Origin of the sequence: Methylobacterium sp., assembly GCF_019750675.1 — a bacterium.
Lineage (GTDB): Bacteria > Pseudomonadota > Alphaproteobacteria > Rhizobiales > Beijerinckiaceae > Methylobacterium.
In genome coordinates this window covers 1-11,732 of sequence record NZ_JAIEOF010000195.1, presented here as the reverse complement: position 1 = coordinate 11,732, position 11,732 = coordinate 1, and the positions used below count along the sequence as shown (strand labels likewise).

Annotated in this window: 7 protein-coding genes; 3 read left to right on the top strand and 4 right to left on the bottom strand. The window is 71.3% G+C overall.

What is annotated here, in order from left to right; genetic code table 11:
* Positions 1 to 28: 28 nt before the first annotated feature.
* Positions 29 to 823 carry an invasion associated locus B family protein gene (locus K2X24_RS10390; protein ID WP_292497555.1) on the bottom strand — a complete coding sequence of 265 codons (795 nt, stop codon included), beginning with the start codon at positions 821 to 823 and terminating at the stop codon, positions 29 to 31.
* Between the two features lie 463 nt (positions 824 to 1,286).
* Between K2X24_RS10390 and K2X24_RS10385 the strand changes: the two genes are divergently transcribed.
* Both K2X24_RS10385 and K2X24_RS10380 read left to right on the top strand, forming a co-directional pair.
* On the top strand, positions 1,287 to 2,669 hold the full coding sequence (locus K2X24_RS10385; RefSeq protein WP_366934474.1) for an AMP-binding protein: 1,383 nt from the start codon (positions 1,287 to 1,289) through the stop codon (positions 2,667 to 2,669).
* Between the two features lie 306 nt (positions 2,670 to 2,975).
* A complete protein-coding gene (locus K2X24_RS10380) occupies positions 2,976 to 3,320 on the top strand; it encodes a hypothetical protein (RefSeq protein WP_292497558.1) in 345 nt (114 codons plus the stop codon).
* Positions 3,321 to 3,406: 86 nt separating this feature from the next.
* On the opposite strand, the gene mfd is transcribed toward K2X24_RS10380, so the two are convergent.
* The 3 genes from mfd to K2X24_RS10365 all read right to left on the bottom strand — a co-directional run bounded on the left by mfd (position 3,407) and on the right by K2X24_RS10365 (position 10,792).
* Positions 3,407 to 7,000 carry a transcription-repair coupling factor gene (mfd, locus tag K2X24_RS10375; RefSeq protein ID WP_292497553.1) on the bottom strand — a complete coding sequence of 1,198 codons (3,594 nt, stop codon included), beginning with the start codon at positions 6,998 to 7,000 and terminating at the stop codon, positions 3,407 to 3,409.
* A gap of 940 nt (positions 7,001 to 7,940) precedes the next feature.
* Positions 7,941 to 10,256 carry a catalase/peroxidase HPI gene (gene katG, locus K2X24_RS10370; protein ID WP_292497551.1) on the bottom strand — a complete coding sequence of 772 codons (2,316 nt, stop codon included), beginning with the start codon at positions 10,254 to 10,256 and terminating at the stop codon, positions 7,941 to 7,943.
* Between the two features lie 242 nt (positions 10,257 to 10,498).
* Positions 10,499 to 10,792 carry a succinate dehydrogenase assembly factor 2 gene (locus K2X24_RS10365; RefSeq protein WP_056181110.1) on the bottom strand — a complete coding sequence of 98 codons (294 nt, stop codon included), beginning with the start codon at positions 10,790 to 10,792 and terminating at the stop codon, positions 10,499 to 10,501.
* A gap of 269 nt (positions 10,793 to 11,061) precedes the next feature.
* Between K2X24_RS10365 and K2X24_RS10360 the strand changes: the two genes are divergently transcribed.
* The coding region (locus K2X24_RS10360; RefSeq protein ID WP_366934473.1) for an OB-fold nucleic acid binding domain-containing protein at positions 11,062 to 11,732 on the top strand (671 nt) is incomplete at its 3' end.

Here is an 11,732-nt window from a genome sequence, read left to right as displayed (position 1 = left end):
GGGAAGCCGCCGGCCGGATGCGTCGTTCTTACGGCTTGGGAGCGGCGGCGGCCGGTGCGGCCGGAGCGGCCGCGCCGCCGGCGTTCTGCTGCTCCAGCTTCTTGCGCATGTCCTCGGAGCGCTTCTCGAGCTCGGCCTGGAGCTTCTTCTGCTGCTCCTCGAGCACCTTCGGGTCGATGGCCGGGCCGTCGAAGGCCTTGCCGAAGCCGGCGATCGGCACCGCGAAGGTGACTTCGCGCTGGGTCTGGTTCTGGACGCTGACGTTCAGGGACGTGCCCTTCTTCATCGCGTTGATGAGCTCGGGGCCGACGCCGCCGGCTTCCGCGAAGCAGCCGTTGGGGAAGCAGACCGCGAACTTGCCCGCCGTGGCCTGCTGGCCGTCGACGGTGAAGCGGATGCCGGGCTGCAGCAGGAGACCGAGCGGCAGCAGGTAGCGCACCACGCGCACCTCCTGCTTCTGGGCTGCATTCTTCATCTCGTAGACGGCGACCGCCAGGACGGGCTGGCCCTGGTCGGAGACGAAGTCGCGGGTGGTGTAGCAGACGTCGGTGCCGCTGCCCTGGTCCTTGCCGCAGACCTTGGTCCACTCGGTCTGGGCCGGATCCGACTTCACGTTGACGATCTGCGGGCCGGTCTGGGCCGCGTTGGTCGGCGCGCCGGCCGGCGGGGCCGTCGGAGCGGGCGCGGTCGGGGCCGCCGGTTTGCCCTTGGGCGCCTGCGCGAGGGCCGGTCCGGCTCCGGCGAGACCTGCTCCAGCAAGACCCGCCAGGGCGAGGAACGCGGCGACGCGCAGCGGGCGCGCGGGATGGTTGGCGAAGAACATCAGCTCTGACCCCTTGGATTTCGGCGTAACGGATTCGGCTCGCGGGATGCGCCGTGAAGTTGGCGCGCGGATTCGCATCGAATGGTTCGGACTTCAAGGGCGCTTCGGGCATCGCGGCGGCGTTCCGGCCGCGGCCCGGCGCAATCGCCGCGCCGGATCGCCGGAATTGCCCCCTGTGACCGAGATCACCCCTTGGCCGAGATCATGGTTGGACCGGGACGCACCGGCGCGGCGGAACCCTTCCGCCACCGTCCGGTCGCCCACGGGCCGCGCCGGTCGACGGCGCAATCCCGCCCGAACGACAGGGCGGCCTGCTTTCCTCCCGATTGCGGCGAAGACATGACACCGCGGCCGTTGCGCGGGCTCGGGACCGCGCCAGGACGGCGTCGATCCGGCGTGCGGCGCCTTAAGCGAGGCTTAACCCTAAACCTTCATGAACGACGGGTAGCGGGAGTCAGCGCACGTGTCGGCGCAGCAAGCAGCCCATCTCCTCGATTCCATCCGGGCGGGCATTCCCCTGTCCCGCGTCGGCGCCCCGACGAGCGGTGTCCCCGGCAGCGGAGGCGCGGCCGGACGGGAGGCGCGGTCCACGTCCGAATCCGGGCCCGCCGGTCCGGGGGCGGACGGTGTTCGCGTCCCGCCCCGGTCGCAGCGGCTCTGCACCCTGCTGGCGGCCACCGCGCAGGCCCATCCGCAGCGCCTCGCCTTCGTCGATTCGCCGCACAAGCCCGCCTGGAGCGGGCGGCCCGCCATCACCTGGACCTACGCGGCCGCCGCCGAGATCGTGGGCCGCCTCGCCAACGGCCTGCGCACCTGGCGCCTGGCGCCCGGGAGCCGGATCGGCATCGCGCTCGCCGGCAGCTCGGAGAGCTTCCTGGCCTACCTCGCGGTGGAGGCGGCCGGGCACATCCCCTGCCTGCTGCCCCTCGACCTCGACGAGGACGCCCTGCTCGTCGCGGTGCAGGCCGCCGCCCTCCCCGCCATCATCACCCAGGCCCGCTGCGGCACCCTCGCCCCGGCCGAGCGCCTCTGCCGGGTCGCGGTGCGCTATTTCGGCCTGCGCTACCTCGCCGCCTTCGGGCCGGACGTGCCCGACGGCGTGATCAACCTCGACGCCATGGCCCTCGACGGCACGGGCGGCCCCCACGCACCGGGGCCCGGCGGACTGATCAGCTTCGCGGGCGGCGACCCGGCCCGCCCGGTCCATCGCAGCGGCGACGCCCTGCTCGCGGCCATCGCGGTCCACCTCGTCACCGCCCGGGTTCTGCCGGGGGACCGCATCCTCTCCCTGATTCCACAGGGCGACCTGCGCGGCCTCGTCACCGGTCTCGGGGCCGCTCTCGTCGGGGGGGCCGGCCTGGAGACCCTGCCGGTCTTCGAGGCGCGCAGCTTCGCCGCGGCCCTCGACCGGCCGTTTCCGACCCGCCTCGTCGCCCCCGCCGCCCTGGAGCGCAACCTCGCCGCCAGCCGCCTGCCGGCGACCCTGGATTCCATCGTCCTGGCACACCGTGCACCCGGACGCCTGGGGCCGCGCTGGCTGAACCCCGAGGCGGGCCGCCCGATCGTGGATGTCGTCGCCTTCGACGAGACCGCCCTGCTCACCGGCGCGCGGGACGCCAACGACGTCGCCGTCACCCTGACCTACCCGGAGCGCGGCCAGCTGTTCTCCACGCTCATGACCCTGCGCCGGGACGTGGATGGCCGCCTCGCCTTCCGGGGCCGCGCCTGCCACGCCGAGCCGCTGCAGCGCGAGATCCCGCTCACCGAGATGGCCGACGCCTGGACCGCCGCCGCGTTCCTGACCAGCATCGAGGACGGGCAGACCCTGGCGATCCGCCGCGCCTGATCCGTCATGCCCCCGTCATTTCGGGGGGCGCGGAAAATCGGGCTCCGCCCCCGCCGGCGACCCGGATCGCGGGGGTCACCGCCGCGGCGCGGCGAACCGGAATATCGGGCCCTTCCAGGGTCTTGGCGTTCCCGGGTGCGCGTTCCCCTGCGCGGATGATGCGGCGCACCGATTCGGTTCATCCTCTGGTCACCGGTGGCACGGCACGGTGGCGTTCGAACCGTGGCCGGCGAACCAACCGCCTCCATGTGTGTTGTCACACAGGTCTCTTCCCAAGGGACGATGGATGGGCTAGCACTGATGCTCATGGGTGCGCTGCAACAAGTTCTCGTTGTCGACGATGGCCATCGTGCCATCGATCATTCGCTCGCCGCCGAGCTCGCGGAGCTCGGTTACGCCAGCGTCACGGCCTCCCTGGAGGCGGCGCACGACGTGCTCGCGGTGATTGCGCGCCCGGCCGCGATTCTGCTCCAGACCTCCTCCCGGCGCGACCCGGCCTATGCCCAGCTCTCCGAGCGCCTGCGCGAGCAGATGCGCCAGGCCGGCATCCCGGTGATCGTGGTCGATGAGGTGATGGCGCGCCGCTCGGGCACGTTCATCGATCTCCAGAGCCAGATCGGCCCCTACGTCCTCAATCAGCCCGACCTCTGAGAGGCTCGGCACGGAGGGACACCAAAGCCCCTCCCCTGGTTCTTCGAAAAGGGCGCGCCGCCGGCGCGCCCTTTTCGCGTCGGGGCTCACGCCGCTTTCTTGCGGCGCGCGATGGTGGCGAGGCTGCGCAGGATCGTCGTCGTCACCTTGAGCCGCTCCGGGATGCTGTCGAGTTCGCGGATGAAGACGATGCTCATGTCCGGGCGGACCTTGGCGAAGGAGGCCTGCTCTGTGACGTAGGTCACGAGGCCCTGCGGGTTGGCGAAGGCCTTGTCGCGGAAGTGGATGACCACGCCCTTCGGGCCGGCCTCGACCTTCTCCACGTTGGTGTCGCGGCACAGGATCTTGATGGTGACGATCTTGAGGAGCTGCTCCACCTCCGGCGGCAGCGTACCGAAGCGGTCGATCAGCTCGGCGCCGAAGCTCTCCATCTCGGCGTCGTTCTCCAGCGTCGAGAGCCGGCGGTAGAGGCCGAGGCGGACGGTGAGGTCCTCGACGTAGTCCTCCGGGATCGTGACGGGGGCCCCGAGCGCGATGGTGGGCGACCAGGCTTCCTCCACGGGCTCGTCGATGCCGGCCTTGAGGGCCGTGACCGCGTCCTCCAGCATCTGCTGGTAGAGCTCGTAGCCGACCTCCTTGATGTGGCCGGACTGGGCGTCGCCGAGCAGGTTGCCGGCACCCCGGATGTCGAGGTCGTGGGACGCCAGCTGGAAGCCGGCGCCGAGGGTATCGAGGGTCTGGAGCACCTGCAGGCGCTTCTCCGCCTGGACCGTGAGGGTGCGGTTGGCCGGGGTGGTGAACAGCGCGTAGGCCCGGGCCTTGGCGCGCCCGACGCGGCCGCGCAGCTGGTAGAGCTGGGCGAGCCCGAACATGTCGGCCCGGTGCACGATGAGCGTGTTGGCGGTGGGGATGTCGAGGCCGGATTCGACGATGGTGGTCGAGAGCAGGACGTCGTACTTGCCTTCGTAGAAGGCCGTCATCACGTCCTCCAACTGGCCCGCCGCCATCTGGCCGTGGGCGACCGCCACGGTGGTCTCGGGCATCTCGGTGTCGAGGAAGCGCTTGACCTCGGCCAGATCCTCGATGCGCGGCACCACGTAGAACGACTGGCCGCCGCGATAGCGCTCGCGCAGGAGCGCCTCGCGGACGAGGAGCGGGTCGAACGGCGTCACGGAGGTGCGCACGGCGAGGCGGTCCACCGGCGGCGTCGCGATGATCGAGAGCTCGCGCACCCCCGTCATGGCGAGTTGCAGCGTGCGCGGGATCGGCGTCGCCGAGAGGGTGAGCACGTGCACGTCGGCCTGGAGCGCCTTGAGGCGCTCCTTGTGGGCGACACCGAAATGCTGTTCCTCGTCGACGATGATGAGGCCGAGATCCTTGAAGGCCACGGTCTTGGCGAGCAGGGCGTGGGTACCGACCACGATGTCGACGGTGCCGGCGACGAGCCCGTCGCGCACCCGCTTCATCTCGGTGTTCGAGACGAAGCGCGACATCTGCGCGACCTCCACGGGCAGGCCCTTGAAGCGCTCCGCGAAGGTCCGGTAGTGCTGGCGCGCCAGGAGGGTCGTGGGCACCACCACCGCCACCTGCTTGCCGCCCATGGCGCCCGCGAAGGCGGCGCGCAGCGCCACCTCGGTCTTGCCGAAGCCGACGTCGCCGCAGACCAGCCGGTCCATCGGCCGGCCCGCGTTGAGGTCGGTGAGCACCGCGTCGATGGCGTTGGCCTGGTCCTCGGTCTCGTTGAAGGCGAAGCGGGCCGCGAACTCGTCGGTGAGCCCCTCCGGCGCGTGCAGGCGCGGGGCCTGGCGCACGAAGCGCTCGGCCGCGATCCGGATGAGCTGGCCGGCCATCTCCAGGATGCGCTTCTTCATCTTGGCCTTGCGGGCCTGCCAGGCGCCGCCGCCGAGCCGGTCGAGGGCGACCTCGGCATCCTCCGAGCCGTAGCGCGTCAGGAGCTCGATGTTCTCGACGGGGAGCAGCAGCAGGCCGCCGGCATACTGGATCTCCAGGCAGTCGTGCGGCGCGCCCGCGGCCGTGATCGTCTTCAGCCCGACGAAGCGGCCGATGCCGTGGTCGGCATGGACCACGAGGTCGCCGGGCTGGAGGGCCTGCACCTCCAGGATGATGTCCTGCGGGCGCTTGGCCTTGCGCTTCTGGCGCACCAGCCGGTCGCCGAGGATGTCGCCCTCCGAGATCACCGCGAGGCGGTCGACGACGAAGCCGGATTCCAGGCCCCAGACCGCCACCGCCACGTCGGTGCCGCGCTTGAGGGCGTTGACCGCCGCCAGCGTGTTGATGGCCACGGGCTTCTTGAGGCCGTGATCGGCCAGCACCGAGCAGAGCCGGTCGCGCGAGCCGTCGGACCAGGAGCCCAGGATGACGTGGTGGCCGGAGCCCTGCAGGTCCTTCACGTGGGCGACCGCCGCGTCGAACACGCTGGCGGATTCGTCGGCGCGCTCGGCCGCGAAGGTGCGGCCCTGGCGGCCCTCGCAGTCGATCGTCGCCCGGTCCGGGCTCTCGGGCATCGAGAAGGGGGTGAGCCGGGCGACCGCTGCCGCCGCGACCCGGTCGCGCCACTCGTTGGGGGTGAGGTAGAGGGCGGAGGGCTTCAGCGGCTTGTAGGGCGCGACGCCGGGGGAAGGTGCCTTCACCGCCTCGGCGCGGGCGTCGTAATAGTCGCGGATCAGGGTCAGGCGCTCGGTCGCCGCCTCGTCCACCTGGGCGTCGAAGACCATCGGCACGCCGCCGACGTAGTCGAACAGCGTGTCGAGCCGGTCGTAGAACAGCGGCATCCAGTGCTCGAGGCCGGCATAGCGCCGTCCCTCGCTGATCGTCTCGTAGAGCCGGTCGTCGCGGGTGGCCGCGCCGAAATTCGAGACGTAGCCCTGGCGGAAGCGCCGGATCGTCTCGGTGGTGAGCTGCACCTCGCTCATCGGCACGAGGTCGAGGGAGCGCAGCTGCCCGACGGTGCGCTGGGTCTCGGGGTCGAAGGCGCGGATCGACTCCAGGGTGTCGCCGAAGAAGTCGAGGCGGATCGGGTTCGGCAGGCCGGGGGGCGACAGGTCGAGGATGCCGCCGCGCACCGCGTACTCGCCGGTGTCCCGCACGGTGCCGGTGCGCAGGAAGCCGTTGGCCTCGACCCAGGCCATCACGGTGTCCATCGGCACCACGTTGCCAATGGCGGCCGAGAACGTCTCCACCGCGATCTTCTCTCTGGGAGGCACCCTCTGAATCAAAGCATTGACGGTGGTGCAGAGGATGCGCGGCTGCTCCTCCGAGGAGCGGGAGCGCGACAGCCGCGACAGGGCCGTCATCCGCTGGGCCGCGATTGATCCGTTGGGCGAGACCCGGTCGTAGGGCTGGCAATCCCAGGCCGGCACGCTCATCGCCTCGATCTCGGGGGCGACGAACTTCAGGGCGTTGACGAAGGCGGCCGAGCGCCCGGAATCGCGGGCGACGTGGACCAGCACCGCCGGCCCCTCGAAATCGCGGCTCAGCGCCCGGGCCAGATCCGCCACCACGACCGCGTCGAACCCTTCCGGCACGTTGGCCAGCGTCGGGCTGTCGCCCCGCTTGAGCGCCTCCAGGGCGCGGGCCAGCGCGCCGGATTTCGGCAGGGCGAAGCGCGCCGTCTGGGGTTTGGGCGCGGGCGCGGGGGCTTTGGGCTGGGGTTTGGCCATCGGGTCTGGGTTTTGCACTCGTGCTGCGCCGGTCGGATGCGCGCGCGTCCGTCCGGCCTCGTCGTCTGAAGGACCGCCCCGGCCGCCGCGACGGCGGTGTCGGTTGCCCCCGGGGCGCGGACCGCGGGGCGCGGACCCTATGTATCCCTGCGGCCGGTCCTTACCAGACTCGCGCGGCGGCGTACCGGCGTTAACGCATGCCGGCGTGTCGATCCGGCGCAACGCTCGGCCTCGCGCTGTTCCTCTCCACGCGGCTTCACCCCCGCGCGCGATTCCGCGCCGGGGGCATGGCCCGAGAAAACGACACGCCGAACGGGGACGCGGGACGCCGCGGAACCCTTGGACTGCGCTCTTGATTGTGCCGGTCCCCCGGCGTCCCTCGGCTCCGGCGTCGCCGCCGGGGCCATCAGCGTCGCGGTGTCTCCGACGGGTCTCGCGCTGGCGCTAAGTTCGGCGGGTTCCAAGGGGGACCCCGTACGCTTCCGAGCGAGCCTTCGTCGCACGCCGCCTCGTCATGGGCGGCGCCGCAGCTGTTCTCCGCTGTCCCAGCGACGGGTCGGACGGCCAAGGGCATTTCCTCCCCGGCGCGCCGCCCTGTCCCGAGCCAACGGTCGTAGCGAGCCGTCGCCCGGGGCGGCAGCGACCGAAGCCACCGACGCGGGCACCGCCCCGCCGCCCCCAAGCCCATCCGGTCGGTCTCCGGTCGGGCTCCCGTTTGGTGCGGGCGGCAGGTGGGGCCATAGACGCACGAAATAGGAATATTGTCAAGACTTATCAACGTTCCGGCGCTCGCGAGGGAGTGCCGGAACGCCCGACGCCCCGTCCCGGCGGATCATGGGACGGGGCGTCGGGCCGTGCGATCAGGCCGCCCTCGGATCGGGCGGCCGATTGGTCAGGCGGCCATCCGATCAGGCCGCCATCCGATCAGGCAGCCATCGGATCAGGCAGCCATGGGTCCGTAACGCCGGTGGCCCTTCACGTCGTACCGGTCGAGCATCATCACCTTGTCCCAGACCCGCACGAAATCCGCCACGAAGCGGCGCTGGCCGTCGCTGCCCGCATAGGCATCGGCGATGTTGCGCAGCTGCGCGTTCGACCCGAAGATGAGGTCGGCGCGGGTGGCGGTGAACCGCACCTGCCCGCTCGCGCGGTCCTTGAGGGCGAAGGCGGTCCCCGTCGCGTCGGTCTTCTCCCAGACCAGGTCCGTGTCGGTCAGGGTGCGGAAGAAGTCCGTCGTCAGCACGCCGACCCGGTCGGTGAAGATGCCCAGGTCCGAGCCGTCGTGGTTGGCGTTGAGGGCGCGCAGGCCGCCGGTCAGCACCACCCATTCGGGCGCGGTCAGGGTGAGCAGGTTGGCCTTGTCGAGGAACATCTCCTCCGGCGACAGCTTCGGTGCCATGGCGCCGAACCCGTCGTCGACGTAGTTGCGGAAGCCGTCCACGACGGGCTTCAGCCAGGTGAACATCTCGACGTCGGTCAGCTCCTGCGTGGTGTCGACCCGGCCGGGGGTGAACGGCACGGGCGTCTCAACTCCCGCGTCCCGGGCGGCCCGCTCCACGGCGGCGCAGCCGGCGAGCACGATGAGGTCGGCGAGCGAAACCTGCTTGCCGTCGCCGCGGCCCTCGTTGAACGCGGCCATGACGTCGCGCAGCGCCTCGACCACCGGTGCGGCCCGGCGGTTGACGGCCCAGTCCTTCTGCGGAGCAAGGGCGAGGCGTCCGCCATTGGCGCCGCCGCGCTTGTCGCTGTCGCGGTAGGTCGAGGCCGCCGAGAAGGCGGTGAAGGCCAGATCCGAGATCGAGACGCCTGTGGCCAGGACAGCCTGCTTGAGGGCGGCGATCTCGGCCTCGCCGATCGGCGCGTAGGCCGCATCGGGGATCGGGTCCTGCCAGAGCAGGCCGTCCTCGATCCGCACCTCCGGGCCGAGGTAGCGGTGCTTGGGCCCCATGTCGCGGTGGGTGAGCTTGTACCACGCCTTGGAGAAGGCCTGCGTGAAGGCGTCGAAGTCGCCCAGGAACTTCTCGCAGACCTTGCGGTACTCCGGATCGACCTTGAGGGCGATGTCGGAGGTCATCATCATCAGGGGATGCGACTGGCCCGCCACGTGGGCGTCGGGGGTCCGCGGCGCGTTCGGGTCCTTGGGCGTCCATTGCAGGGCGCCGGCCGGGCTCTTGGTCTGCTCCCAGTCGAACCGGAAGAGGTTCTCCAGGTAGGCGTTGTCCCATTTCGTCGGGTCGGGGGTCCAGCTGCCCTCGATGCCGTTGGTCATCGTGTCCTTGCCGGCGCCCTTCGGGTTGTGCCAGCCCAGCCCCATCGCCTCCATGGGCGCCATTTCCGGCGGCGGCCCGATCTCCTTGGCCGGGACCATGCCGTGGCTCTTGCCGAAGGCGTGGCCGCCGGCGATCAGCGCCACCGTCTCCTCGTCGTTCATGGCCATGCGGGTGAAGGTCACCCGGATGTCGTTGGCCGAGCCCTGCGGATCGCCGTTCGCGTAGGGCCCTTCCGGGTTCACGTAGATCAGCGCCTGGTGGGAGGCGGCGAGGGGGTTCTCCAGGTCGTAGTCGGCGTCGCCGTTCTTGCCCCGCCAGCGCTTGTCGCGGTTGACCATCTCGTCGAAGCTCGAGACCGAGCCCATCTCGACGACCTCCGGCCCCCAGTAGGTGGCGTCGTCCGCCTCCCAGGCGTCGAGGCGCCCGCCGGCGAAGCCGTAGGTCGGCAGCCCCATGATCTCCAGGGCGCAGTTGCCGGTCAGCACCATCAGGTCGGCCCAGGACAGGGCGTTGCCGTACTTGTGCTTGATCGGCTGCAGGAGGCGGCGCGACTTGTCGGTGTTGCCGTTGTCCCACCAGCTCGAGATCGGCGCGAAGCGCTGCATCCCGGTGCCGGCGCCGCCGCGCCCGTCCGCGATGCGGTAGGTGCCGGCCGAGTGCCAGGCCATGCGGATCATCTGCGGGCCGTAATTGCCGTAATCGGACGGCCACCACGCCACCGACGAGGTCAGGAACTGCTTGATGTCGCGTTTGAGCGCGTCGTAGTCGAGCGCCGCGAACGCGCTGGCATAGTCGAAATCGGGGCCGAGCGGGTCGGCCGCGAGCCCGTTCTGATGCAGGAGCTCGACCCGCAGGCGGTGCGGATACCAGTTCTCCAGGGCCGGGCGGCTGCCCAGCGCCCCGCCGATCCGGTCGCCTCCGAACGGGCATCGGCCCGCCATCGGATAGGATTCGGTGTTGGTCTTGTCGATCGTCATCTCGTTCATCGGAATCCCTCTCGATACAGGACCGGCGTCGTCGGGCGGATCGGGGCGTCGGTCCCGCGCCGCCGGCGGGGAGCGTACGACAGCGACCCGTGCGTGATCCCGCACCGCGAGCGAAATCTAGCGTCCGCCCCGAAAATCAAGGTGTCGCGTCGCCCGCGCGGGGCGCGATCGCCGCCGCCGCGCTCACGCGGGCACCGCCTTCACGTTTCCGCGGGCTTCGGGCCCCCGGCCGATTCGGGCCCCTAATGGATCGGCGCGTCGTGCTTGTGGAAGGCCTTGAGGCGGCGATAGACCGGCGTGTCGTAGTTCTCCGGCGTCGGGTCCTCGCCGGTGAGCCAGCGGAACAGGTCGCGGTCGGGCACCTCGATCAGGGCCTCGAAGAGCGTGAGTTCCTCCTCCGAGAGCGTGCCGATCTCCGCATCGGCGAAGCGGCCCATGATGAGGTCCATCTCGCGGATGCCCCGGTGCCAGGCCCGGAAGAGGGTGCGGCGGCGGCGCGGATCGAGGTCGGCGCTGGTGCGGGTGGTGCCGGACATGCGGTCGGTCCTGTGCTGCTGTGATCCCGTGATCCCAGGATCGGAGGATGTCGGATCGGAGGGGTGGATCATCGCATAGGGCGGGTGGGGGAGCCATGGCAACGATCCGGTGGCAACGATCCGGTGGCAACGGTCGCGCGGGCGCGGGAGCGGCAACGCGCATGTTGCCCCGGTCACGCTCCGCATTCTATGGCGGGGGGCATGCACCCCGTCCCGGCTCACAGATCTGGTCTGGTCCGACCCGACGCGCGCGGCGCCGGAGGGCGGGCATGACCGAGCCTGCGCCCCGCCCGCCCCTGCTCCGCCCGAGCATCCTCGATGCCCTGTTCGCCCCCGCGCGCGGCCTGCCCGGCATCGGCCCGAAGATGGCGCCGATGATCGAGCGGCTGCTGGGCACCCCCGAGCAGCCGGCCCGGATCGTCGACCTCCTGTTCCACCTGCCGCAAGGGGGCGTCGCCCGCCGGATGATGGGCTCCATCGCCGAGGCGCCCCCCGGCGAGCCCGTGACGCTCGGCGTCACCGTGACGGGCTACCGGGCGCCGCAAGCCGGGCCGGGGCGCCGCCCCTTCCGGGTGCTGGTGGAGGACCCCACCGGCGACATCACGCTCGTGTTCTTCGGCATGCCCCAGGCCCGCGTCGAGAAGATGCTGCCGCTGGGCGCCCACCGCTACATCACCGGGCGCATCGACCTCTGGGACGGGCACCGCCAGATGGTCCATCCCGCCCGCATCGTCGACGAGGCGGGCCTGGCCGCCCAGCCCACCGTCGAGCCGATCTACGGCGCCACCGAGGGCCTGACCTCGCGGGCGATCTCGAAGCTGGCCCATGCCGCCCTGGAGCGCCTGCCGGTGCTGCCCGAGTGGCAGGACCCGGCCTGGCTTGCCCGCGAGGGGATGCCGGCCTTCGCCGACGCGCTCCGGGCCGAGCACCGGCCCGAGAG

Bases quoted from the DNA above. Each gene is read 5' to 3' on its own strand.
- K2X24_RS10380 (WP_292497558.1), top strand. From the start codon at position 2,976: ATGGGTGCGCTGCAACAAGTTCTCGTTGTCGACGATGGCCATCGTGCC.
- K2X24_RS10390 (WP_292497555.1), bottom strand. From the start codon at position 823: ATGTTCTTCGCCAACCATCCCGCGCGCCCGCTGCGCGTCGCCGCGTTC.
- K2X24_RS10365 (WP_056181110.1), bottom strand. From the start codon at position 10,792: ATGTCCGGCACCACCCGCACCAGCGCCGACCTCGATCCGCGCCGCCGC.
- mfd (WP_292497553.1), bottom strand. From the start codon at position 7,000: ATGGCCAAACCCCAGCCCAAAGCCCCCGCGCCCGCGCCCAAACCCCAG.
- katG (WP_292497551.1), bottom strand. From the start codon at position 10,256: ATGAACGAGATGACGATCGACAAGACCAACACCGAATCCTATCCGATG.